We start from the raw sequence: 24,944 nt of genomic DNA, 5'->3' as shown, positions 1-24,944 counted from the left end.
GCACTGGCTCTCGCTCGGGCATTACGCTAGCCTTGGCGCTCGCTTTCAGTTGTCGAGTCCCATGGCTTTTTCATACCGCCTGCTAATAGTCCCTGTGTGTTTGTGTGCCAGCTGGTCGCCATTGGCTTCGGCCTTTGACCTGACCATCCAAGGTACCGTCGCGAGTGCGTACGCCACCAGCAAGGTGAGCTCCGCGCCTTTCGACCGGAAAGTAGTCGTGGCGGCCCAGGCTGATGCCGCTGCGTTTATCGCCACTGACGGCCAATGGCGGGGTGCACGGCTGGAATCCGCGCTGGATTACCTGCGCCGTACCCAACCAAAACTTAACGCCAGCGACCTTGAACTGGCGCAGGCAATTCTCGTCCAATAATCATCTTTGTATTTCGGAGTCATTCCATGCGTAGCCCGCTGATCGCCGCCACCCTTGGCCTGCTGTTGTTGGCCGACGTTGCCCAGGCACATACCCTGGTGGCCACCAGTAACATCATTGTTCGCGCCTCTGGCCGCACCATTGATTTCACTTCGGACACCACCACCTCCATCCGCGACTCCAAAGTCGTGCGCGAAGCCCACGATGACGCGGCCAGTTTCGTCGCCACCAACGGCGAGATCCGCGGCGCACAGTTGGAAGCCGCCTTCGACACCCTGCGCACCCGCCTGCCGGAAGCGCGCGATGCCAGCGACCAGACCCTCGCCGAAGCTATCCTCGCTCTGTGAGGCGCCTTGTCGCCTGGCTCCTGGCCGGGACTGTGCTGCTGTGTGCCAGCGCAGCCCAGGCCAGCCTGCAACTGCGGCTCAAGACAGATGGCTTGAGCCCGACCGAACAGCAGGCCAGCCAGGCATTGCTCGACGAGGCGATGCGCTCGCTGCCACCGCGCTTCGTCGAGCAGTTGGACCGGCGCATCGATGTCGGCTGGACCGACAAGATGCCCGAAAATGCCTACGGCCAGGCCTCCCTGGTGTCCGAGTTGGACCTCAACCGCAACCTGCTCGACAGCCTGACCGACGGCAGCGCCGCCACGCAAAAAACCAATCGCCCCCACGGCACCGTGCGCCGGGAAATGCTCGCCACCGTGCTGCATGAACTGACCCACATCTATGACCGTGCGCGCCTGTGGCCCAAGGACGAACGCGCGCTGATCCAGCGTTGCAGCCGCCAGAACAACATCACCGGCCTGATCGGCCTGCCCGATCAATGCCGTGGCCAGAATGACCGACGCTTCACCCTCAGCGATGACCCGCGCCTGCTGGACCTGGCGGGCTGGCCGCAATATGTCGGCCGTCGCGGTGAGCGCGAACAACACAACCGTCAGGTCGCGCGCAGCCCGGATATCTACGAAACCACCAGCCCGCTGGAATTCGTAGCGGTCAATATGGAGTACTTCCTTCTCGACCCAAGCTATGCCTGCCGGCGCCCCGCGCTGTTCCGCTATTACAAGGAACACTTCGGCTGGGCCCCACCGGAACAAGACACCTGCGCCAAGACCTACGCGTTCCTCAACGCCGGCAACGATTTCGCCAAGACACCCCTGGGCCACGTCGACCCGGAGCGGGTCTACGAAATCGACTACCTGCTGGCCGAAGCCAACCAGAACCTGGTCAGCCGCTGGGGCCACAGTATGTTGCGCCTGGTGATCTGCGCGCCGGGCCGCCCCCGTGGGCCGGACTGCCGGCTCGACCTGGACCAGCACCTGGTGCTGTCCTACCGCGCCTTCGTCGGCGATGTACAGCTGTCCAGCTGGGACGGCCTGGTGGGCAAGTACCCGTCACGGCTGTTCGTGTTGCCGCTGGCCCAGGTGATCGACGAATACACCAAGACCGAACTGCGCGGCCTGGCGTCCGTGCCGCTGAAACTGTCGCGCCAGGAGATCAACGACACCGTCGAGCACGCCGCTGAAATGCACTGGAGCTATGACGGCAACTATTACTTCCTGTCCAACAATTGCGCGGTCGAAAGCCTGAAACTGCTGCGCAGCGGCAGCGCCAACCCCCAGCTGACCGGCCTGGACAACATCACGCCTAATGGCCTGCTGGAAGTGCTGCAAGCCCGTGGCCTGGCGGATACCAGCGTACTCAACGACAAACGCGAGGCCATGCGCCTGGGGTATCACTTCGACTCCTTCCGAGAACGCTACCAGGCCATGTTCGACGTGCTGCGCAAACACCTGCCGATCAAACAGACCCAGGTTGAAGACTGGCTGTCCCTCAGCGCCGAAGAGCGCCGCCAGTGGTTCGACCAGGCCGACCTGCGCACCAGCGCCGCACTGCTGCTGCTGGAACAGGCGAGCTTTCGCAAACAGCTGATGCTGGCCCAGGACGAAGTCAAGCAACGCTACCTCGGTGCACGCGAGCTGAAAAACGGCGGCATGGAGAAAGCCAACGCCACACTGCAGCAGATCCTCGCCAACAGTGGCTTCCTCAGCCGTCCCGCAGAACTGCTGGGCAGCGGTGGCTATGGCCTGCCGCAACCATCGGAAGCCAAGCGCCTGGAATCGGAAAGCGCCGAGCGCCAGAAGCAGCTGCAATCGCTCACCGGCGAGCTGGATAAAGAGGTGAGGGCGCTGCTGGATCCGTCCCGCGCGGCCGAAATTGCTGCGTGTGAAGCCAACCTCAAGCAGGTGGGTGAACACCTGCGCAAACTGCACAAAGCAGCGGGCGGCCTCGAGCTGCCCTGAAGTACACGGGATAAACACATTCCAATGTGGGAGCAAGCCCCCTCCCACATTTGAAATGTGTACACCTGAAGACCGTACATCTTCCCACCACCAACTGTTTTGCCAACGAAAGCTGGCTGAAAGCTAACGCGTCTAGGATCGCCCCCAACTGCCGGCAACAGACCGGCTGTACACAACAACAATGGTGATCCCCGATGTCCGTCCGTACCCGCCTGTTCGCCCCAACTCCACCCGTACGCCTCGTGCCCTTCGTTCTGCGCTGACCCCACCCCGGTTCGCCATTCCCTAGCCGCGCTACGCCTGGAGTATTCCTATGCTGACTTTCCTTGGCTTTGCCATGGTCATCACGTTCATGTTCCTGATCATGACCAAGCGCCTGTCTGCGCTGATCGCCCTGATCATCGTGCCTATCCTGTTCGCGCTGTTCGGCGGTTTCGCACCGAAGATCGGCCCGATGATGCTCGAAGGCATTACCAAGCTCGCGCCCACCGGCGTGATGCTGATGTTCGCCATCCTCTATTTTGCCCTGATGATCGACTCCGGCCTGTTCGACCCGGCTGTGCGCAAGATCCTCAAGATGGTCAAGGGCGACCCGCTGAAGGTGTCGGTCGGCACCGCCGTGCTGGCCCTGGTGGTGTCCCTCGACGGTGACGGCGCCACCACCTACATGATTTGCGTGGCCGCCATGCTGCCGCTGTACCAGCGCATCGGCATGAGCCCGCGGATCATGGCCGGCCTGATCATCCTCGCCGGTGGCGTGATGAACATGACCCCCTGGGGCGGCCCGACCGCCCGCGCCGCCAGTGCGCTGCACGTGGACCCCTCGGATATTTTCGTACCGATGATCCCGGCGATGGCCGCCGGTGTGGTGGCGATCCTGGTGATTGCCTACATGTACGGCAAGCGCGAACGGGCGCGCCTGGGTGAACTGCACCTGCAAGGCGACGAGATCGACCACAGCGAGATCAGCGTGTCGCAATACCCGGACGCCCGTCGTCCGAAGCTGATCTGGTTCAACGGTGCCCTGACCCTGGCCCTGATGTGCACCCTGATCGCCGGCCTGTTGCCGCTGCCGGTGCTGTTCATGGTGGCATTCAGTATCGCGATGATCGTCAACTACCCGTGCCTGCAACAGCAGAAAGACCGCGTCGCCGCCCACGCCGGCAGCGTATTGGCGGTGGTCGGGTTGATCTTCGCCGCAGGGATCTTCACCGGCATCCTGTCGGGCACCGGCATGGTCGATGCCATGTCCAAGAGCCTGCTGGCCGTCATTCCGGAAGCCATGGGCCCTTACCTGGCGGTGATCACCGCACTGGTGAGCATGCCGTTCACCTTCTTCATGTCCAACGATGCGTTCTACTATGGCGTACTGCCAGTACTCGCCGAAGCCGCCAGCCATTACGGCATCACCGCAGTGGAAATGGCCCGCGCCTCGATCGTTGGCCAGCCCGTGCACTTGCTCAGCCCGCTGGTACCGTCGACCTACCTGTTGGTGGCCCTGGCCGGTATCGAATTTGGCGATCACCAGCGCTTCACCCTGAAGTGGGCAGTACTGGTATGCCTGTGCATAATGTTCGCCGCATTGCTGATGGGGATTTTTCCGCTGTTCAGCACTCTATAATCGTACCGACTCACTCACCGCGCGGCGCTGCAGCTTGCGCGGTTTAACACTTGCTCAAAGGAATACACATGGAATGGCTGACCAATCCGGAAATCTGGATTGCCTTCTTCACCCTGACGGCCCTCGAGATCGTCCTGGGCATCGATAACATCATCATGATTTCGATCCTGGTCAGCCGCATGCCCAAGCATATGCAGGCACGCACCCGGATCTTCGGCCTGGCATTGGCCATGGTCACGCGAATCCTGTTGCTGCTGTCGATCACCTGGGTCATGCGCCTGACCGACGACCTGTTCGTGGTCTTCGGCCAAGGCATTTCCGGCCGCGACCTGATCCTGTTCTTCGGTGGCCTGTTCCTGCTGTGGAAAAGCTCCCAGGAGATGTACCACGCCCTGGAAGGTGAAGACGAAACCCACGACGAACCCAAGGGCGCCGGTGGCAAGTTCATCTACACCATCATCCAGATCGCGATCATCGACATCGTCTTCTCCCTGGACTCGGTGATCACCGCCGTGGGCATGGTCTCCCATGTGCCGGTCATGGTTGCCGCGATCATTGTTGCCGTATTGGTGATGATGCTGGCCGCCGGCACCATCAGCGACTTCATCGACAAGCACCCGTCGCTGAAGATGCTGGCGCTGTCGTTCCTGCTGGTGGTGGGTACCGTACTGATCGCCGAATCCTTCGACGTGCACGTGCCAAAAGGCTACGTCTACTTCGCCATGGCATTCTCGCTGGCGGTGGAAGCGGTGAACATCAAGATGCGCACCGCCATCGCGAAAAAGAAGAAACAGCAGGACCCTGTGAAACTGCGCAAGGATATTCCGGGTCAATAAACCCGAGCCAGACAAAAAAGGGGCTTTTATAAGCCCCTTTTTTTCATGCATAAAAAGCTGATTTCATGACAGTTTTGTTTCAATCCCCACTTTAGCTATGCGATGCTGGCGCCGAGCCCATTCGCCAACTACAGCTTAACTACAAGACGTAGAACGGCACGCGGCAATTCTCATTTGCGCCAAATGGCGCACACCCACACGGGGGGCCGAGCATGCTGACCTTGCTCAATCTGCTTTCCGCCGTGACCCTGCTTATCTGGGGCACGCACATCGTCCGTACCGGCATTCTGCGGGTCTACGGTTCCAACCTGCGTCAAGTCATCGGGCAGAACATGTCCAAGCGCTGGCTGGCATTTGTCGCCGGCATCCTGGTGACTGCCATGGTGCAGAGCAGCAACGCCACGGCAATGCTGGTGACCTCCTTTGTCGGCCAGGGCCTGATGGGGCTGGTGCCCGCCCTGGCGACCATGCTCGGCGCCGACGTCGGTACCGCGCTGATGGCGCGGGTGCTGACCTTCGACCTGTCCTGGCTGTCGCCGCTGCTGATCTTTCTCGGGGTGATTTTCTTCCTGTCGCGCAAACAGACGCGGGCCGGGCAGTTGGGCCGGGTCGGGATCGGCCTCGGGCTGATCATCCTCGCGCTGCAGTTAATCGTCGAAGCCGCCGGGCCGATTACCCACGCCCAGGGCGTGAAAGTGCTGTTCGCCTCGCTGACCGGCGATATTTTGCTCGATGCCCTGGTCGGCGCCCTGTTCGCGATGATTTCCTACTCCAGCCTCGCCGCTGTCCTGCTGACCGCCACCCTGGCCGGCGCCGGGGTGATCGGCTTGCACGTGGCCATCGGCCTGGTAATCGGCGCCAACATCGGCAGTGGCGTGCTGGCCTTTCTCAGCACCAGCATGCAGAACGCCGCCGGTCGCCAGGTCGCCTTGGGCAGCCTGCTGTACAAACTGATCGGCCTGCTGCTGATTATCCCGGTGCTCGACCCGCTGGTGCTGTGGATGGACGGCCTGGACTACAGCGCCCAAGGCATGGTCATCACCTTCCACCTGCTCTACAACGTCAGCCGTTGCCTGATCCTGCTGCCCACTATCGGCCCCATGGCCAGGCTGTGCGCCTGGTTGCTGCCGGAGCGGGACGAGGTCAACGGCAAGGCCAAACCGCGCCACCTGGACCCCACGGCCCTGACCACACCGAGCCTGGCCCTGGCCAACGCCGCGCGCGAAACCCTGCGCCTGGGTGATCTGATCGACAACATGCTCACCGCCATGCAGGAAGTGCTGCGCGGCAAACAGACAGCCATTACCCAGGAAATACGCAGCCTCAGCGATGATGTCGAGGCACTCTACAGCGCGATCAAACTCTACCTGGCGCAAATGCCCCGCGAAGACCTCAGCGAGCAAGACAGTCGGCGCTGGGCCGAAATCATCGAGCTGTCGATCAACCTGAAACTGGCCGGCGACCTGATCGAACGCATGCTGCGTAAAGTCCAGCAGCAGAAAACCTCCCAACGCCGCCAGTTTTCCGAAGTGGGCCTGGAAGAACTCACCGTCCTGCACAGCCAATTGATCGCCAACCTGCGCCTGGGCTTGTCGGTGTTCCTCAGTGCCGACCCGGAAAGCGCCCGCCAACTGCTGCGCGAAAAGCGCCGCTTTCGCGCCCAGGAACGCCGCCTGGCCCACGCCCACGTCAGTCGCCTGCAACGCAAGATCGTGCAGAGCCTGGAGACCAGTTCCCTGCACCTGGAGCTGATTGCCGACATGAAACGCTTGAACTCGTTGTTTTGCAGCAGTGCTTATGTAGTCTTGGAAACGTCCGACACCGGCGCACTCTCCGCCGAAGATATTGCCGACATCACACATTCGCCCTGAACGTACGATGGCCCGTGAAGTCAGTTAAAGCTGACCTCACTCGCCAGGAAGCTTGTTATGCGTCGCCTGTTGTTCGCTTGCCTGCTCATGGGTTCTGCCCACGTCCTTGCCTTTGACCGCTTGCAGGTTGAGGGCTACACCTTGCCCAACGGCCTGCAATTGCTGCTTAAACCGGGCACCGAGCGCGGCCATGTGGCGATTCGCCTGGTGGTCGGCGTCGGCCTGGACGACTTCGGTTGCGAGGACAAGGAACTGCCGCACCTGCTCGAGCACTTGCTGTTCAGCGGTATCGACGGCGGCGGCGAAGGCGAGCTGGAAGACCGCATGCAAGCCCTGGGTGGCGAGTGGAACGCCTACACCAGCAACGCCGATACGACCTTTGTGATCGAGGCACCCGCGCAAAACCAGCGCAAGGTGCTCGACCTGCTGCTGGCGATCATCACCCGCACCCAGTTGACCGACGCCAATATCAACGCGGCCAAACAGGTCGTCGAGCGCGAAGACGGCGGTCATTACTCCCACCTGCAACGCCTGCTCGACCGCCAGGACCTGGGCCACACCGCCAGCAATCAACTGGCCATCGAGCTGGGGCTCAAATGCGCCGAGCGCGCCGAGGTCGATCACCTGACCCGCGATCAACTGGAGACGCTGCGCAAAAATTGGTACGCCCCCAACAACATGACCCTGATCATCGTCGGCGACCTCGACAAACTGCTGCCGGCCTACCTGGAACGCACCTACGGTCAACTCGACCCGATCGAACCCAGCGAGCACCCGGCGCTGCCGCAGATCCAGCACGCCGCCGCCAGCCACCGCGACCTGATCCACGGCTGGGTGGGCGACAGTGCCAAACTGCACTGGCTGTTCCCCGAGCCGGTACTGGACGACCAGCATGATGAAACCTACGACCTGCTCAAGGATTACCTGGACTGGGCGCTGTACCGCCAACTACGCCTCAAGCATGGGTTGTCCTACGGGCCCTGGAGCGAGCGCGAAGTGCTCGGCGGCGTTGGCTTCCTCAGCCTGAATGCCGACCTCGAGCGGGACCACCTCCCCGAAGCCGAGCAGGTGCTGCAAGACCTCAAGACGCAACTGCTCAAGGACGGCCTTGACCCAACGGTATTTGCCCGCCTCAAACAGGCCGCCATCGCCCGCCAGGCCTGGGCCGTGCAGGGCAACAGCGCGCTGGCCGACTATTATTGGAGCGCCTCGGGCGATTACGACAACGGCCACTTCAGCGACCCGGTCAAACGCATCAAGGCCGTGAGCCTGGAGCAGACCAGCCAGGCCATGCGCGAGTTGCTCAAGCAACCGGGTTACTGGCGCATCGAGAAACCACTGCTGAGCTACGACATGCTCAACTGGATCGGCGCCGGCGTCCTCGGGCTGATCGCCATTGCGTTGATCGGCGTGCGCCGTTATCGCAAACGGATCGCGTAATGAGGCACCGAACCCTGGCCTAAGACGTTATTCTGTCTGGGATTTTTTCCTACAAAGACTGCGAACCGCCGAATGCAAAACCTGACCCGCTTAATCACCCGCGTCCTCGAACTGATGAAGCGCTACCCAGGGGTGATTGCACTCGGCGGTTTTATCTCGGGTGTATGCAGCTTCATCCTGGTGGATCGCCAGCAGGGCATGGCCAGTTGGATCGCGGTGATCATGCTGGTGAGCTGGCTGTGGCTGATGCTGGAAAACAGCTTTACCCAGCTGTTCACCAAAGTCTTCAAGCGCGAAATACCCGAACCCCTGCTGCGCTACGCGACCCAGATGATTCACCAGGAAAGTCTGTTCTTCGTGCTGCCGTTCTTTTTCGTCACCACCGCCTGGAACAGCGGCCAATCGGTGTTCACCGGCCTGCTCGGCGCGGCCGCGCTGGTGTCGATCGTCGACCCGCTGTACTACAAATGGCTGGCGCCCAAGCGTTCGTTGTTCCTCGCGTTGCACACCCTGACCCTGTTCGCCGCGCTGCTCACTGCGCTGCCGATCATCCTGCACCTGACCACCGCCGAAAGTTACAAACTCGCCCTCGGCGTCGCCATGGCCTTGTCGATTCCAAGCCTGGCGGTGAGCCTGCCGCTGCGCAGCCTCAAGGGCTGGGCGATGCTGCTGGGGGTAACGGCCGCCATTGGTTGCGCGGGCTGGTTCCTGCGCAGTTGGGTACCGCCGGCCACCTTGTGGATGACCGAAGTGGCGATCAGCACCCAACTGCAAGACCGCACGCCGGGTGACGACCTCAAGGAAGTCAGCGCCGCCCAACTGCGCAGCGGCGGGCTCTATGCCTACACCGCAATCAACGCGCCGCGCGGGCTGGATGAGCGCATCTACCACGTGTGGAAATTCAACGGCAAAGAGGTCGACCGCATCGCCCTGGACATCCACGGCGGACGCAAGGAGGGCTACCGCGCCTGGACCCACAAGCAGAACTTCCCGCCCGAAGCGGTAGGGCGCTGGCAAGTCCAAGTGTTGACGGAGGACGGCCAGGTGATCGGCGTGCTGCGTTTTAAAGTGACGGACACAGCACAAACCGACAACCCAAAGTAGGCAGGATCGTGCTATTACGTAGGAATTGTGGATAGCCAGACAAGCTCGGAGCTTATGACCAGTAGTACTACGGCCGGCGCAGCCCACCTCGATACGTCCACCGCTCCCCCGTTACTGCGGATTACAGGGGACTGGACGCTTGCCCACTACGCAAACCTGAAGAAGCTGTCGGACAAGCTCGACGGCCAATACGACGCCGGAGCGCGCATCGATCTCAATGGCCTCGGCGCCCTGGATACCGCCGGCGCCTCGCTGCTGGTGGAGCTGCTGGGGCCCACCCGTATCGAACAATCCGCCGAGCAGACCGACTGCAGCCTGTCCGCAGCCGACCGCGCGCTGCTCAAGACCGTCTACCGCTCCCTCAACGATTTTTGCGTGCCGGACAAAGCGCCGGAAGAAGCCACTGGCATTCAGGTGCTGGCGCGTATCGGCGCGGCCGTGGACAAGGTCTGGCAAGACAGCAAGCAACTGCTGGGCTTTATCGGCCTGATCCTCGAAACCTTTGCCCGGGGCATTTTCCGGCCCAAGCGCTGGCGCCTGACGCCGATGGTCGCCCATCTTGAACAGGTCGGCCTCGACGCCGCGCCCATCGTCGCGTTGCTGACCTTTCTGGTCGGTGCCGTCGTGGCGTTCCTCGGCGCTACAGTGCTCAAGAGCTTTGGCGCAACGATCTTTACCGTGGACCTGGTGGCGTTCTCTTTCCTACGGGAATTCGGCGTATTGCTCACCGCCATCCTGATTGCCGGTCGCACCGCCAGCGCCTTTACCGCGCAAATCGGCTCGATGAAGGCCAATGAAGAAATCGACGCCATCCGCACCCTGGGCCTGGACCCGATGGAGTTGCTGGTATTGCCGCGCGTGCTGGCGTTGCTGGTGGCACTGCCGATGCTGACGTTCATGGCGATGCTGGCGGGGATCGTCGGCGGCGGCGTGGTCTGCGCCGTGGCCCTGGACATCTCGCCGGCGATGTTCCTCTCGCTGCTGCAATCGGACATTGGCGTGCAGCACTTCCTGGTGGGCATGGTAAAAGCCCCGTTCTTCGCCTTCCTGATCGCCGCCATCGGCTGCCTGGAAGGCTTCAAGGTCAGCGGCAGCGCCGAATCGGTCGGCGCCCACACCACCTCCAGCGTGGTGCAATCGATCTTTGTGGTGATCGTGCTGGATGCGGTGGCCGCGTTGTTCTTCATGGAGATGGGCTGGTGAGTCGTCTGCACCGTGCGCCCACCGAGGCGGTGATTGAAGTGCGTGGCCTGTGCAATCGCTTTGGCAGCCAACGCGTGCACGAGCATCTCGACCTGGATCTGTACAAGGGCGAAATCCTTGCGGTGGTCGGCGGATCCGGCAGCGGTAAATCAGTGCTGCTACGCAGCATCGTCGGCCTGCGCCGGCCCAGTGAAGGCGAAGTGCGGGTGTTCGGTAAGAACCTGCCGAGCCTGCCGGAACATGAACGCTCGCTGGTGGAACGGCGCTTTGGCGTACTGTTCCAGAAGGGCGCGCTGTTCTCCTCGCTGACGGTGACCGAGAACGTCGCGCTGCCGCTGATCGAACATGCCGGGCTCAGCCGCCGTGATGCCGAGCACCTGGCTGCGGTCAAGCTGGCCTTGGCCGGACTGCCGCTGTCGGCGGCCGACAAATACCCCGCTTCGCTGTCCGGCGGCATGATCAAGCGCGCGGCCCTGGCACGCGCCCTGGCACTGGACCCGGACATCCTGTTCCTCGACGAACCCACCGCCGGCCTCGACCCGATTGGTGCGGCGCAATTCGACCAACTGATCCTGACCCTGCGTGATGCGCTGGGCCTGAGCGTGTTCCTGGTCACCCATGACCTGGACACGCTCTACACCATCACCGACCGTGTGGCGGTGCTGGCGCAGAAGAAGGTGCTGGTGGCCGATGCCATCGATATCGTCTCGGAAACGGACGACGCCTGGATTCACGAATATTTCCACGGCCCCCGTGGCCGCGCGGCATTGGATGCCGCTCAACCGCTCAACGAGGTATGACATGGAAACCCGAGCCCATCATGTGATGATCGGTCTGTTCAGCGTGATCGTGGTGGTCGGCGCGATGCTGTTTGGCCTGTGGCTGGCCAAATCCAGCGTCGACAGCGCCTTCCAGGATTACGAAGTGATCTTCAACGAAGCGGTCAGCGGCCTGTCCCAGGGCAGCTCGGTGCAATACAGCGGGATCAAGGTGGGCGATGTCATCAGCCTGCGCCTGGATCCCAAGGACCCGCGCCGCGTACTCGCGCGCATTCGCCTGGCCGGCCAGACGCCGATCAAGGAAGACACCCAGGCCAAACTCGCGCTGACCGGCATCACCGGCACCTCGATCATCCAACTCAGCGGCGGCACGCCGCAAAGCCCGGAGCTCAAGGGCAAGGACGGCAACCTGCCGGAGATCATCGCCTCGCCATCGCCGATCGCGCGATTACTCAATAACAGCAACGACCTGATGACCAGCATCAACCTGCTGCTGCACAACGCCAACGACATGTTCTCCGCGCAGAATGTCGAGCGCCTCAGCAACACCCTGGACCATCTGGAACAAACCACCGGCGCGATTGCCGACCAGCGTGGGGATATCAAGGTGGTGATGCAGCAATTGATGCAGGTAAGCAAGCAGGCCGGGGCCGCCCTGGAGCAAACCACGGCGCTGATGCGCAACGCCAATGGCCTGCTCAGTGATCAAGGCAAGCAGGTCTTCGGCAGCGCCGAACAGGCGATGAAATCCCTTGAGCAAAGCACCGCCACCATCAATACCTTGCTGACCAACAACAAGGACTCGGTGAACAGCGGCATGCAGGGCCTCAACGAACTGGCGCCGGCCGTGCGCGAACTGCGCGAAACCCTCGGTTCACTGCGCGCCATCTCTCGCCGCCTGGAAGCCAACCCCAGCGGCTACCTGCTGGGCAGCGACAAGAACAAGGAGTTCACGCCATGAAGCGTGCTTACCAAATGATCGCCCCTGTGGCCTTGGCGCTGATCAGCGCGTGTTCGATCCTGCCCAAGGCGGATCCGTCGGACGTCTACCGACTGCCTACGGCCCAGGGCACGACCCAGGGCGCGCCAGTCAATTGGTCGCTGCGCCTGGCCAAGCCGCAGACCAGTGAGTTCCTCGACAGCCCACGCATCGCCGTGGTGCCCAATGGCGATTTGATCAGCAGCTATGCGAACTCACGCTGGAGCGACCCAGTGCCGGTGCTGCTGCGCAATCGCCTGATGGACGGGTTCCAGCGCGATGGACGCGTAACGCTGTTGAGCACCGACGACACCAACCTGCAGGCCGATTATGAATTGGGCGGGCAGTTGCAGGCGTTTCAGAGCGAGTACCGGGGCAGTGCGGTAGCGGTGGTGATCCGCCTCGACGCACGCCTGGTGCGTGGAAGTGATCAGCGGATTATTGCCAGCCGGCGGTTTGAAGTGCAGCAGGCGGTGACTGACACCAAAGTGCCGGCGGTGGTGACCGGGTTTGGCTTGGCGGGAGATCAGTTGAACAGGCAGGTGGTGGAGTGGGTTGTTCAGCAGGGCAATGGTGCGGTGAAACGCTGAGGGCCTCATCGGGGCCCCCTCCCACATTTGGATCTGTGAACACATTCAGAATGTGGGAGGGGGCTTGCTCCCGATAGCTATTTAAGCCTCAGCCAAAGAACCAGTAGCACACCGCGATCGCTGCGACCACACCAGCAAACTCAGCCAGCAACGCGCACCCTACGGCATGCCGCGCCCGCTGGATGCCCACCGAACCGAAGTACACCGCCAACACATAAAAGGTGGTCTCCGTACTGCCCTGAATCGTCGCCGCCACCAACGCCGGGAAGCTGTCCACCCCCTGGGTCTGCATGGTCTCGATCAACATCGCCCGGGCCGCGCTGCCGGAGAAGGGCTTGACCATTGCGGTCGGCAAGGCGTCGACAAAGCGCGTGTCCATGCCCGTCCAGGCCACCACATGGCGAATGCCTTCGAGGCCCAGGTCCAACGCGCCGGAGGCACGCAACACGCCCACCGCACACAGCATCGCCACCAGGTACGGCAGCAGGTTCTTGGCGACGTCGAAGCCTTCCTTGGCGCCTTCGACAAATGCTTCGTAGACCTTAACCTTGCGCAGCGCGCCGATCAGCAGGAACAGCATGATCAGGCCGAACAACGTGAGGTTGCCGAGGATTGACGACAACCCGGCCAATGCGGTGGCCGAGAGGGTCGCCAGCAGGGCCATGAACCCACCCAGTACCAATGCGCCTGGAACCAGGTAGGCCAGCACCACCGGGTCCCACAGCCGCAGGCGCTGCATCACCGCCACCGACAGCAGGCCCACCAATGTGGATGCGCTGGTGGCCAGCAGGATCGGCAGGAATACCAGGGTCGGATCGGGCGCACCTTGCTGGGCGCGATACATGAAGATCGTCACCGGCAACAGGGTCAGGGAGGATGCATTGAGCACCAGGAACAGGATTTGTGCGTTAGTCGCCGTGTTAGGGATGGGATTGAGCTCTTGCAGCGCCTTCATGGCCTTCAGGCCGATAGGTGTTGCTGCGTTATCCAGGCCCAAGCCGTTGGCGGCAAAGTTGAGGGTGATCAGGCCAATGGCCGGGTGACCGGCCGGCACTTCCGGCATCAGGCGCAGGAACAGCGGGCCCAGGGCCTTGGCCAGCCATTCGACAATCCCGGCTTTTTCGGCGATACGCAAGAAGCCCAGCCATAACGTCAGGGTGCCGAACAACAGCACCATCACTTCCACGGACAATTTGGCCATGGCGAAAATGCTTTCGACCATCGCCGCGAAAATCCCGGCGTTACCGCCCACCAGCCATTGCGCCAGTGCTGACACCATTGCCACGACAAAGAAGCCAAGCCACAGGCCATTGAGCATCAGTTGAATCCCCCGAAAGATGGGGCGAATGATAGCGGGGCTGACAGAAACGACAAACCCCGGATTTACCGGGGTTTGTCTTACAGCCGTCGGGCTATCAGCCGCGAGTGGCTTGGGCAGTCGGCAGGGCTTGCTTGGTGCGCCAGTGCGGCAGGGAGTTCCAGTAGCGCTCGCCCTTGGCGTCGTCGTACATGCCTTCCCAGCGCGAGATGACCAGCACGGCCAGGGCGTTGCCGATCACGTTCAGCGCGGTACGGGCCATGTCCATGATGCGGTCGACACCGGCGATGAAGGCCAGGCCTTCCAGCGGGATACCCACGCTGCCCAGGGTGGCCAGCAGCACCACGAAGGACACGCCCGGCACACCAGCGATGCCTTTGGAGGTGACCATCAGGGTCAATACCAGCATCAGTTGCTGGCCGATCGATAGGTCGATGCCATACAGCTGGGCGATAAAGATCGCCGCGATGCTCTGGTACAGGGTCGAACCGTCGAGATTGAACGAGTAGCCGGTCGGCACCACGAAGCTGCAGATGGCCTTGGGCGCGCCGTAGGCTTCCATCTTCTCGATCACACGCGGCAGCACAGTTTCGGAACTGGCGGTGGAGTAGGCCAGCACCAACTCGTCCTTGAAGATGCGCATCAGCTTGAGGATCGAGAAGCCGAACAGGCGAGCGATCAGGCCCAGCACCGCAAAGGCGAAGAACAGGATGGCGACGTAAACCAGGATCACCAGCTTGGCCAGCGGCAGCAGCGAGGCAAAGCCGAAGTTGGCCACGGTCACCGCGATCAGCGCGAATACGCCGATGGGGGCGTACTTCATGATCATGTGGGTGACTTTGAACATGCTCTCGGACACGCCCTGGAACATGGTCACCAGCGGCTCGCGCAGCTCCGGCTTGAGGCTCGACAAGCCCAGGCCGAACAGCACGGAGAAGAAGATGATCGGCAGCATCTCGCCACGGGCTACAGCGGCGAAGATGTTAGACGGGATCAGGTTGAGGATGGTCTGGATGAACGCATGCTCATGCTGCACCTCGGCGGCGGTCGCCTGGTACTTGGAAATATCGACGGTACCCAGGGTACTCATGTCGATGCCTGCGCCCGGGTGGAAAAGGTTGGCAAGCAGCAGGCCGACCACGATGGCGATGGTGGTGACCACTTCGAAGTAAAGGATGGTTTTGACGCCGATGCGCCCGAGTTTTTTCGCGTCACCGACACCGGCAATGCCGACGATCAACGAGGAAATCACAATCGGGATCACGATCATCTTGATCAGGCGGATAAAGATATCGCCCGCTGGCTGCAACACATTGCTGATCCACCAGGCCTTTTCAGCACTGAAATGGTTGAGCACTGCGCCGATTGCGATCCCCAATACCAAACCGATGAGGATCTGCCAGGCGAGGCTTAGCTTTGCCTTCTTCATGTCATTACCCTTACTTCAAGTGGACTTAAGGCAAATGCGCCAGCTGCAACGCTCGAGAGCGAAAAAGTGTGCGCATCTGCCTCCATGGAAGGTCACCGCAGCATGGCCGAAATGGCTTACTGGCAGGCGAAAAAAGGCGCAACTATTCCCATGCAAGGGGACGACGTCTAATGCCGTAAACGCCTACCCCATGCCAAATCGGCATGACTTTTTTCCATAATAACTGTCCGAACGGTCAGTTCAAATGTGACATTTTGTCCGGTGAATATGCCGTGAACCTGCCAATTCAGGCTCGCGCAGAGATTTTGCAGGTCTTGGAGAGGTTGGCAGAAATGCCGGGGAACTCTGCCGTCGAGCGTCGGAAACGTCCTATGGCACGAGCAAAACTTTCTCGATAGATGGTCGCCCCGACACACCCAGTAATGGTTGGTCGAAAGCAAAATCAGGATTTGTGGCTATGGGCGGCATAGGAGGCGGGAATAAGAGTCACAAGCCCGCCGCAAGTTCAGCAAGCCGTGGGCTTGTGAACCTGCGTCGCAGCTTTTCACCTGACCTGGCCCTTGCGCAGGCACTCCCTGTGCCCGTAGGTCACGCCGATCTCAATTGATCAGAACAACCCGGCCCCCTGGTCATGCATCCCCCTTGGCGGGGGATGCAGACAGAAAGAAGCGAGAGGCTTCTTTCTATGGACGCTGATCGCGCAGACGACAGACCCGTCAGACGCAACCTAGTACCAATTCGGATCTTTCTTCAGCTGCTCCATCAGCAGCTTCTGCATGCCTTCGTCCGGCTTACCGATAAACCGGTAATCGGCATGCCGCGTCGGAGACTTGTCCGCCGGCAAACCGGCAGGGACTTCCACCAACATGGCGTAGGCATCTTCCTTGTCGAGGCTGAAGGCGACGATCAGGCGCTTGTTAAGGCACGTATCCGCAGTTTCGCAGAGCGGCCCCACCAAGTACTTATCGCCATCTTCTTCCACGGCATTCATCTGCTCGGCCGTGCCCGACAGGTTCAAGACCCATTCCGGCAGGCGCTCTTCTTTCTTCACCACGCCTTGCCAGGTCTCGCGGTACTGCGGATCCGCGCTGAGCAGTTCGTTGGCCCGCGACTGACCGTCATTGGCGGCCATCGCGAAGCCGCTGCCGCCCAAGAGCACAGCGGCAGCAATCGCTTTGAGGGACAAAGTGGTCATTTTCAGCCTCGGCCGCGACGACCAAAGAAGAACGAAGCAATGAACATCACCAGGAAGACCACAAACAGAATCTTGGCGATACCCGTGGCGGTGCCCGCGATACCACCGAAGCCCAGGACTGCGGCCACAATGGCGATGATCAGAAATGTGATTGCCCAACTCAACATGGTGATTCTCCTTACGCTTATAAAAGGTAACAGCGGTGATGCCGTTCAGGCGCTCAACACAAGCGTCCGACGTTTTTGCCTAGAACACCCAACGCTCTTGGGTTGGCAGCTCGCCCAGGGTGGAGTCCTGATCGGCCACTCTCAATTGCTTGGCGGTCACATCGGCAGAAACGCTCCCGACGGCACGGCTCTCAATGGAACTGAAATGGGTCTGGGTCATTACCGGACGTTCGAATTGCGGGGCTTGGGGCTGACTCTGCTGCCAATGTTGCATCTGCTGGCCTGCAATCAGCGTGACCATCAGGGCCAGGCTGGCAAACAGCCCCTGTTGCATACGCAGTGGCGATACACGCAGTTGGCTGAGGTGTTGGCGAGTCATGCTGCTTTTCTCCCGCATTCTGATTATTCGTTCATGACGCTCTTGAGAGAGGTATTGCAGAGCGCATGCCAGCTTTTTTGCAAAATAAAAACCATTAAAATCAACAGCTTATAAATTAAGGCTCAACTGGCGGCGCAGCATCCTGCACGATCCACCGCTACAGGCCGTGCGAAATGCACGATGGCCAGCGGTCGGGTCAAAGGATCGAATGCGCGGGTTGAGTTGCCGAAGTGGCAAGACGGCATGAAAACGCCATCAGACGGGGCTTTGTAGGAAGACTTGCAGATAGCTGCACGACGTTGCTTTTTATCGATCAGAATAAACCATGCAACTTGCCCGATTATTCCGGGACTAAACACCATCATTCATAGTTAAGGAGCGCGGGACAGATGGAATCAGCCAAGGAACTTCAAGGCCGCATTCTTTTAGTGGATGACGAGTCCGCGATCCTCCGCACCTTCCGTTATTGCCTGGAAGATGAAGGCTACACCGTCGCCACCGCCAACAGCGCCGCCCAGGCCGATGCCCTGATGCAACGCCAGGTGTTCGATCTGTGCTTCCTGGACCTGCGCCTGGGTGAAGACAATGGCCTGGATGTGTTGGCCCAGATGCGGATCCAGGCGCCGTGGATGCGTGTGGTGATCGTCACCGCCCATTCCGCCGTCGATACCGCCGTGGACGCGATCCAGGCGGGTGCCGCCGACTACCTGGTCAAGCCTTGCAGCCCCGACCAACTTCGCCTGGCCACCGCCAAACAGCTGGAGGTGCGCCAACTTTCCGCGCGCCTGGAAGCATTGGAAGGCGCCGTACGCCAGCAGAAAGACGGCCTCGACTCCCACAGCCCGTCAATGATGGTTGTGCTTGAAACCGCACGCCAGGTGGCGGGCACCGATGCCAACATCCTGATCCTCGGCGAGTCCGGCACGGGTAAAGGCGAACTGGCCCGGGCCATTCACGGCTGGAGCAAGCGCTCGAAGAAATCCTGCGTGACCATCAACTGTCCGTCGCTGACGGCAGAACTGATGGAAAGCGAGCTGTTCGGCCATAGCCGTGGTGCCTTTACCGGTGCCAGTGAGAGCACGTTGGGCCGGGTCAACCAGGCGGACGGCGGTACACTGTTTCTCGACGAAATCGGCGACTTTCCCCTCACTCTGCAACCCAAGTTGCTGCGATTTATCCAGGACAAGGAGTATGAGCGCGTGGGCGACCCGGTCACCCGTCGCGCCGATGTGCGTATCCTGGCCGCCACCAACCTGAACCTGGAAGACATGGTGCGCGACGGTCGCTTCCGTGAAGACTTGCTGTATCGCCTCAACGTCATCACCTTGCACCTGCCCCCGCTGCGCGAGCGCAGTGAAGACATCCTCACCCTGGCAGACCGCTTCCTGGCGCGCTTCGTCAAGGAATACGCCCGCCCGGCGCGGGGCTTCAGTGATCAAGCGCGCGAAGCCCTGCTCAACTATCGCTGGCCAGGCAATATCCGCGAACTACGCAACGTGGTGGAACGCGCCAGCATCATCTGCCCACAGGAAAAGGTCGAAATCATCCACCTCGGCATGGCCGAACAACCGACCAATAACGCCCCGCGCATTGGCGCGGCGTTGAGCCTGGACGAGCTGGAGAAAGCCCATATCGGCGCCGTATTGGCCACCAGCGATACCCTGGACCAGGCCGCCCGCACCCTCGGCATCGACGCGTCGACCCTGTACCGCAAACGCAAACAGTACAACCTGTGAGCTGCACCCTATGAAGCTAGCGATGACACTGCGCACTCGATTGTTCCTGAGTATCTCAGCGCTGATCACCGTCGCCCTGCTGGGTCTGATCCTGGGTCTGGTCAGCGTCATGCAAATGGCCAAGACCCAGGAGTCCCTGATTCGCAGCAACTTCGTCACGCTGGACCTGGGGCTCAAACTGCGCCAAAGCCTGGGCGACCAATTGATCATGATGCTGGAACATCGCCCCGATCCGCAGGCATTGCAAAGCTCCAAGCAGCATTACTTCGACCTGCTGGACCAAGGCATCGCCCATGAGCAACGCGACGGCCATAACCACGGTTTCAGCCAGGCGCGAGCCCAATACCAGGACCTGCTGGACGCCTTCGAGCAATCCCAGCAGGCGTCGCCACCACCGGGCAGCAAGGAAAAACTCACCGAAACCTTCAATGTGCTGCGCAACGGGCTGATTGCCGAACATAAACAAGCCCTGGAAAACATCAGCGCCAGCGAGCATAAATCCCGCGGGCGCGCCTTGCTGATCGCCGGTTTGCTGGGGTTGGTGGGCCTTGCAGTGCTGATTATCGGATTTGTCACGGCCCATGGCATCGCCCGGCGATTTGGCGGCCCGATCGAAGCGCTGGCAAAAGCAGCCGACAAGATCGGCCAGGGCGATTTTGAAGTGACCCTACCGCTCTCTTCGGCAGCGGAAATGAACCTGTTGACCCGTCGCTTCGGCCTTATGGCCGAGGCGGTGCGCCAGCATCAGGCGACTAATGTTGACGAGTTGCTGGCCGGCCAGCAGCGCCTGCAAGCCGTGCTCGACAGCATCGACGACGGCCTGCTGATGATTGACCGCCAAGGCCGCCTGGAGCATCTCAACCCCGTTGCGCAACGCCAATTGGGCTGGGACGAGGAACGCCTGGGCCAAGGCCTTGGCGAAGCCCTGGTGCGCCCGGAGCTGGATGAACAACTGCAACTGGTGCTGCGCGGCGGCACTCTGGAGCGCGCGCCGGAGGACCTGGAAGTCGAAGTCGAAGGCGAACTGCGCCTGCTGACCTACAGCCTCACTCCCGTCAGCCATACCCAGGGACATATCCTTGGGGCGGTGATGGTGCTGCACGACGTCACCGAACAGCGCGCCTTCGAGCGGGTACGCAGCGAATTCGTCTTGCGCGCGTCCCATGAACTGCGCACGCCGGTGACCGGCATGCATATGGCGTTCGGCCTGTTCCGTGAACGCGCGAAGTTCCCGCCGGAATCCCGTGAAGCGGACCTGCTGGATACGGTCAATGAAGAAATGCAGCGCCTGATGCAGTTGATCAACGACCTGCTCAATTTCTCGCGCTACCAGAATGGCCTGCAGAAACTCACCTTGGGCCCCTGCGACGTGACCGATCTGCTCGAACACGCCCGCGAGCGCTTTGCGGAGCCCGCCAATGCGCAACACATAGAACTGCTGGTAGAAGTGCAATCCGATCTGCCACGGCTGTATGCCGACCAGGCGCAATTGGAACGGGTGCTCGACAACCTGCTGGGCAATGCCCTGCGTCATACCGCCGACGGTGGGCAAATTCGCCTGCAGGCGCGACGTCATGGCGAGCGGGTGATTATCAGCGTCGAAGACAACGGCGAAGGTATCGCTTATGGCCAGCAAGGGCGCATCTTCGAACCCTTCGTCCAGGTTGGCCGCAAGAAAGGCGGCGCCGGCCTGGGGCTGGCGCTGTGCAAGGAGATCGTGCAATTGCACGGCGGCCGCATGGGGGTGTATTCGCGGCCGGGGCAGGGCACCCAGTTCTATATGGCGCTGCCCTTGTAGGCGCCAGCTTAGCGCCGGTTCAGGGCACGCAGGATGGCAGCACTTTCGGCATCCGGCACGCCATCGAACCGGGATGGCCGGAAGCGCATCTGGAACGCCGCGATCACATGGCGCGTGGCGACATCCAACTCACCCGTCTGGGGTGTCGGGTAACCGAGGAGCGCCAATTCTTCCTGGAACCAGGTGATGCTCGGCAATTCAGCGGCGTACTGCACCTGGAAACGGGCGACGGCCTGGGCATCCGGCCACACACTCAGGCCTTCATCGGCCAGGCGCTTCCAGGGGAACAGCGGCCCCGGATCGAGCTTGCGCAGGGGTGCGATATCGCTATGGCCGATGATGTTCCTGGGATCGATGCCATTGCGCTTGCTGATATCCTTGAGCAACACCACCAGCGACTTCACTTGGGCCTCGGAGTACGGGTACCACAGGCGGCCTGTAGGGGTGTCCTTGTAGCCAGGGTTTACGATTTCGATACCGATGGAGCTGGAGTTGAGCCAGGTACGCCCCATCCACTCGCTTTCTCCCGCATGCCACGCACGTTGGCTCTCATCCACCAGCTTGTAGATAGTGGCGCCGGCGTCGTCACCGATCAGGTAATGAGCGCTGACCTGGCCGTGGGTCAACAGGGCGAGGGAACGCTCAAGATTGGTAGAGGTGTAGTGGACGACCACGAACTGCACGCGGTTGTCGTGGTTTAGCGAGGGGTGGCGGGTGTCCAGGCGCGGGCCAGTGGCGCAGCCGGCGAGCAGGAGAAATACACAGGCGAAGTACAAGGATTTCATGGCGGAAGACAGTACGCTGAAGACGATAATGCAACAGTGTAACGTACCGTTTGTGGCCCGGCGGTCAAATTACACAATGGAACATCTTTTACGCCGCCTGCACCTGGTTACGCCCAGCGGCCTTGGCCCGATACAACGCTTCGTCCGCTCGCTTGAGCGCCAGCTCACTGCGCTCACCGGGCAGGAACTGCGCCACGCCCATGGACACGGTAATCGTCACCGGCTCGCCCTTGAAGTGGAATGGGCAGGCGGCAATCGCAGCACGTAGCACCTCACCCACCGCCAACGCATCCGAGAGGGATGAGTGGGGCATCAGCAACACAAACTCCTCACCGCCAAACCGCGCGATAAAGTCGCTGGTGCGCAGGCGCTTGCGCAGGACGTTGGCGATGATTTTCAGCACCTTGTCACCCGCCAGATGGCCGTAGCCATCGTTGATGCGCTTGAAGTGATCCAGGTCCAGCATCGCGAGCGACAGGCTATTGCCACGCTGGTGCCAGGCATTGACCTCATGATCCAGGCGCTCGCTCCAGGCCGCGCGGTTAGGCAAGCCGGTGAGCGGATCGATCAAGGCCTTCTGGCGTTGCACCTCCAGGTGCTCACGGTAGCCTTGGGCTTCCTGCTCCATATTGGCGACCCGCTCGGCCAGGCCTTTCAAGCGCGCTGCCACTTCCTGCTCGCGCTGGTCACGCTGTTGCTGGTGCTCGTCCATGGTGCCGAGTAAACCTTCCAGATGGCTTTCGAGCACCTGCTTGAGGCTGTCCAGGTCCGCGGCTTCCTGGACACTGCTTTGCAGGCCGTCGACCTGTTCGCGAATCTGCGTGTCCAACTCCCTCGCAGCGGAGCGGCTGTCGGCATGGCCGTCGCTGGCCACTTGCAAATGGCCCTGAAAGGCTTCGAGGCGCTCGTTGAGCTGTTTGAGGTATGCCTCGAACTCGTGCTGCCCGCTGTCGGTGATCGCCAGCATCAGCACCGCCAAGTCATCGAGGATCGGCAGCAATTCGTACCAATTCAACCCGTGGGCCAAGCGCTCACGCATGGCTTCGGCCTGGGGCCGATGGCGCTCGGGCAAGGCCAACTCCTCCAACAGGCCGATCAGGGTGTCTTCGATGTGCTTGGCCACGGAGCTGTACGACGGCTCCGGTGAATCCGGCAAGGAGTAGAGGCCATCCGATTGAAGTTCGTCGGGGTCCGGCTCTTCGGCCTCAAGCACTGGAGGGAGCGAGAGGCTGCCGATCACCGTCTCCTGCGGTGCCTCGACCACAGCCTGTGGCGGTTCGATAAAGGCGGCGAGGGCGCTTTCGGTGCTGGTTTCTTCCACCTGTGGCTCAGGCTTGCCGGGCACGACAGGTGCTGGAGAAACGTCGACAGGCGCAGCCAAGGCGCCGCTTTGAGCAGGCGCCTCGTACACAAACTTTTCACTGCTGGCATCAACCGCCTTGGCCGGCGCTGCGGGTTCAGGCTGCGCGGCAACCGGTTCCTGAGGCTGCGGCGCAAAGGCCCGCAAGGCTTGCGCCAGTTCCTCGGACTGTTCGGGCGCCTGGGGCTCGGCGACGGGCTTGGCGGCAACCGGCGCCGGTGACGGGCTGGAGACGGGCTCACTGGCCGCTGCCTCGCTCGACACGTCCTTGGCACCAAACAGGCGCTGCAATAAACCCGGCCCAGGGCGCACGGTTTCACCGTCCGGCTCCAGGTTATCCAGCGCCTGCCCTTGCAGACTGCTCAATTCGCTGAGTAACAGGGGAATCTCACGTGCCTGGCTGACGCGGCCATCCAACTGCTTGGCAAAGGTTTTCAGCGGACGGGCGACCTCACGGGGCAGCGGCAGCTTTTGCAACTGCGTGACCAGGGAGGTCAGTGCGGTGCTCATCTGGTCGATCCGGGTTTCGCGGCGCTGCTCCGAATCCAGTACCGCCTTCTCCAGGCGCGGCAGCAAGGCGGCGAGGGCAGCGTCCATGTCGTCGGTACGCACGACGTCGCGCATTTCCTTCATGCATTGGTCAACCGCGCGGTCGGTGCCTTCCGCCGCCAGTGTGCTGCGCACCAGCCCACGACGCAGCAGGTCGAGGCGGGCAGCCCAACGGCGTTCGAGCTTTTCTTGTTGCTCGATGCTTAACAGGTATTTTTCTTTCCAGCGCTGGGCGTCGTCGCTCATGCAAGGGGTCCGCGAGGGCCGGGGCTCAACGCGGGCAATGCATCAGCCGTGAGCGAACCCGGCAGACGAATCTCTACCGCGACTGGCAGGTGATCGGAGATGGGCTGCGCCAGTACCTGCACACTCTCAAGTGTGAGGCTCGGGCTGAGCAGGATATGGTCAAGACAGCGTTGCGGGCGCCAGCTGGGGAACGTGGCTTCGACTTGCGGCGCCAGTAGCCCGAGGTCACGCAACGGGGAATTCAGCAGGAGGTCGTTCGCATGGGTGTTCATGTCACCCATCAACACCTGATGCTTGTAGTTGCCAATCAGGTCGCGCACGTAGGCCAATTGCAGGTTGCGCGTACGCCCCCCGAGCGCCAGGTGCATCATCACCACCACCAAGGCCTCAGGCCCTTCGCCAAAACGCACGAGAATCGCCCCGCGCCCCTTGGGGCCCGGCAATGGGTGATCTTCGATGGAGGTGGGCTTCAAACGGCTGAGCACACCATTACTGTGCTGCGCCAGGCGCCCGAGGTTGCGATTGAGCTGCTGGTACCAGTAGGGGAAGGCCCCGAGGTGCGCCAGGTGTTCGACCTGATTGATATAGCCGGAACGCATGCTGCCGCCGTCGGCTTCCTGCAGGGCGACCAGGTCGAAATCATTCAACAGGTCCCCGATCTTCTGCAGGTTACCGGCCCGGCCGTTGTGGGGCAGCAAATGCTGCCAGCCACGGGTGAGGTAGTGCCGGTACTTCTCGGTGCTGTTGCCCACCTGGATATTGAAGCTGAGCAGGCGCAGGCGGTTGTCTGCCGGCAAACCTGTGGACTCCAGGTGATGTGCGTTGACCTGCGGTTCACGCAGGCCAACCACACGTTCAGTACCCCAGCGGCGCATGAGGAGCCC

22 protein-coding genes are annotated in these 24,944 nt (G+C 61.5%); 14 read left to right on the top strand and 8 right to left on the bottom strand.

The genetic code is table 11. The annotated features are described in order from the left end of the window. Positions 1-61 precede the first annotated feature (61 nt). The 12 genes from PspCFBP13509_RS07895 to PspCFBP13509_RS07840 all read left to right on the top strand — a co-directional run bounded on the left by PspCFBP13509_RS07895 (position 62) and on the right by PspCFBP13509_RS07840 (position 13,098). Positions 62-370: a DUF2388 domain-containing protein gene (locus PspCFBP13509_RS07895; RefSeq protein ID WP_065926888.1), complete on the top strand. Its 309-nt coding sequence runs from the start codon at positions 62-64 to the stop codon at positions 368-370. Between the two features lie 26 nt (positions 371-396). After that, a complete protein-coding gene (locus PspCFBP13509_RS07890; protein WP_027608008.1) occupies positions 397-717 on the top strand; it encodes a DUF2388 domain-containing protein in 321 nt (106 codons plus the stop codon). Beyond that, positions 714-2,675: a DUF7844 domain-containing protein gene (locus PspCFBP13509_RS07885; RefSeq protein WP_065926873.1), complete on the top strand. Its 1,962-nt coding sequence runs from the start codon at positions 714-716 to the stop codon at positions 2,673-2,675. Before PspCFBP13509_RS07890 ends, PspCFBP13509_RS07885 begins: the two co-directional genes overlap by 4 nt. Before the next feature lie 313 nt (positions 2,676-2,988). After that, positions 2,989-4,296 (top strand): CitMHS family transporter, encoded by a 1,308-nt coding sequence (locus PspCFBP13509_RS07880; protein WP_003170826.1) that lies wholly within the window; start codon positions 2,989-2,991, stop codon positions 4,294-4,296. Between the two features lie 68 nt (positions 4,297-4,364). Continuing rightward, positions 4,365-5,132 carry a TerC family protein gene (locus tag PspCFBP13509_RS07875; RefSeq protein ID WP_027608010.1) on the top strand — a complete coding sequence of 256 codons (768 nt, stop codon included), beginning with the start codon at positions 4,365-4,367 and terminating at the stop codon, positions 5,130-5,132. 212 nt (positions 5,133-5,344) lie between these two features. Then, positions 5,345-7,003, top strand: a complete 1,659-nt coding sequence (locus tag PspCFBP13509_RS07870; RefSeq protein ID WP_137211771.1) for a Na/Pi cotransporter family protein — start codon at positions 5,345-5,347, stop codon at positions 7,001-7,003. Positions 7,004-7,060: 57 nt separating this feature from the next. Beyond that, positions 7,061-8,443: a M16 family metallopeptidase gene (locus PspCFBP13509_RS07865; protein WP_137211770.1), complete on the top strand. Its 1,383-nt coding sequence runs from the start codon at positions 7,061-7,063 to the stop codon at positions 8,441-8,443. Positions 8,444-8,515: 72 nt separating this feature from the next. Beyond that, positions 8,516-9,547 carry a DUF5924 family protein gene (locus PspCFBP13509_RS07860; protein ID WP_065946472.1) on the top strand — a complete coding sequence of 344 codons (1,032 nt, stop codon included), beginning with the start codon at positions 8,516-8,518 and terminating at the stop codon, positions 9,545-9,547. Between the two features lie 54 nt (positions 9,548-9,601). Then, a complete protein-coding gene (locus PspCFBP13509_RS07855; RefSeq protein WP_074848111.1) occupies positions 9,602-10,750 on the top strand; it encodes an ABC transporter permease in 1,149 nt (382 codons plus the stop codon). Next, complete coding sequence (locus PspCFBP13509_RS07850) at positions 10,747-11,550, top strand: ABC transporter ATP-binding protein (RefSeq protein ID WP_065937854.1); 804 nt, start codon at positions 10,747-10,749, stop codon at positions 11,548-11,550. Before PspCFBP13509_RS07855 ends, PspCFBP13509_RS07850 begins: the two co-directional genes overlap by 4 nt. A 1-nt stretch (position 11,551) precedes the next feature. Next, positions 11,552-12,490 carry an MlaD family protein gene (locus PspCFBP13509_RS07845; RefSeq protein ID WP_027608016.1) on the top strand — a complete coding sequence of 313 codons (939 nt, stop codon included), beginning with the start codon at positions 11,552-11,554 and terminating at the stop codon, positions 12,488-12,490. Then, positions 12,487-13,098 (top strand): ABC-type transport auxiliary lipoprotein family protein, encoded by a 612-nt coding sequence (locus tag PspCFBP13509_RS07840; protein ID WP_065926867.1) that lies wholly within the window; start codon positions 12,487-12,489, stop codon positions 13,096-13,098. The genes PspCFBP13509_RS07845 and PspCFBP13509_RS07840 overlap by 4 nt, the downstream gene beginning before the upstream one ends. 88 nt (positions 13,099-13,186) lie before the next feature. Here the strand turns inward: PspCFBP13509_RS07840 and PspCFBP13509_RS07835 are convergent, their stop codons facing one another. From PspCFBP13509_RS07835 to PspCFBP13509_RS07815, 5 genes are all read right to left on the bottom strand, one after another. Then, positions 13,187-14,416 (bottom strand): nucleoside recognition domain-containing protein, encoded by a 1,230-nt coding sequence (locus tag PspCFBP13509_RS07835; RefSeq protein ID WP_027608018.1) that lies wholly within the window; start codon positions 14,414-14,416, stop codon positions 13,187-13,189. Positions 14,417-14,513: 97 nt separating this feature from the next. Continuing rightward, complete coding sequence (gltP, locus tag PspCFBP13509_RS07830; RefSeq protein ID WP_065926866.1) at positions 14,514-15,845, bottom strand: glutamate/aspartate:proton symporter GltP; 1,332 nt, start codon at positions 15,843-15,845, stop codon at positions 14,514-14,516. 727 nt (positions 15,846-16,572) lie between these two features. Continuing rightward, entirely contained in the window at positions 16,573-17,040 is a 468-nt protein-coding gene (locus PspCFBP13509_RS07825) for an inhibitor of vertebrate lysozyme family protein (protein WP_065946470.1), read from the bottom strand. A 2-nt stretch (positions 17,041-17,042) separates the two neighbouring features. Next, positions 17,043-17,207, bottom strand: coding sequence for a DUF1328 domain-containing protein (locus PspCFBP13509_RS07820; protein ID WP_003170804.1), 165 nt, complete (start codon positions 17,205-17,207; stop codon positions 17,043-17,045). A 79-nt stretch (positions 17,208-17,286) separates the two neighbouring features. Beyond that, complete coding sequence (locus PspCFBP13509_RS07815) at positions 17,287-17,586, bottom strand: hypothetical protein (RefSeq protein WP_065926887.1); 300 nt, start codon at positions 17,584-17,586, stop codon at positions 17,287-17,289. A gap of 389 nt (positions 17,587-17,975) precedes the next feature. Here PspCFBP13509_RS07815 and algB point away from each other — a divergent pair, with 389 nt between their 5' ends. Then, positions 17,976-19,322: a sigma-54-dependent response regulator transcription factor AlgB gene (gene algB / locus PspCFBP13509_RS07810; RefSeq protein WP_065926864.1), complete on the top strand. Its 1,347-nt coding sequence runs from the start codon at positions 17,976-17,978 to the stop codon at positions 19,320-19,322. A 10-nt stretch (positions 19,323-19,332) separates the two neighbouring features. Then, positions 19,333-21,120 (top strand): KinB sensor domain-containing domain, encoded by a 1,788-nt coding sequence (locus PspCFBP13509_RS07805; protein ID WP_137211769.1) that lies wholly within the window; start codon positions 19,333-19,335, stop codon positions 21,118-21,120. An 8-nt stretch (positions 21,121-21,128) separates the two neighbouring features. Here PspCFBP13509_RS07805 and PspCFBP13509_RS07800 read toward each other — a convergent pair whose 3' ends face one another. The 3 genes from PspCFBP13509_RS07800 to PspCFBP13509_RS07790 form a co-directional block, all read right to left on the bottom strand. Beyond that, positions 21,129-21,905 carry an N-acetylmuramoyl-L-alanine amidase gene (locus tag PspCFBP13509_RS07800; protein ID WP_065926862.1) on the bottom strand — a complete coding sequence of 259 codons (777 nt, stop codon included), beginning with the start codon at positions 21,903-21,905 and terminating at the stop codon, positions 21,129-21,131. A gap of 88 nt (positions 21,906-21,993) precedes the next feature. Then, positions 21,994-24,060: a diguanylate cyclase gene (locus tag PspCFBP13509_RS07795; protein WP_065946469.1), complete on the bottom strand. Its 2,067-nt coding sequence runs from the start codon at positions 24,058-24,060 to the stop codon at positions 21,994-21,996. Further along, complete coding sequence (locus PspCFBP13509_RS07790) at positions 24,057-24,935, bottom strand: endonuclease/exonuclease/phosphatase family protein (protein ID WP_065946468.1); 879 nt, start codon at positions 24,933-24,935, stop codon at positions 24,057-24,059. The genes PspCFBP13509_RS07795 and PspCFBP13509_RS07790 overlap by 4 nt, the downstream gene beginning before the upstream one ends. Between the last annotated feature and the right edge of the window lie 9 nt (positions 24,936-24,944).

It is taken from the genome of Pseudomonas sp. CFBP13509 (genome assembly GCF_005233485.1).
In the GTDB taxonomy this organism is placed as follows: domain Bacteria; phylum Pseudomonadota; class Gammaproteobacteria; order Pseudomonadales; family Pseudomonadaceae; genus Aquipseudomonas; species Aquipseudomonas marginalis.
This window is presented reverse-complemented; position numbering and strand designations above follow the sequence as displayed.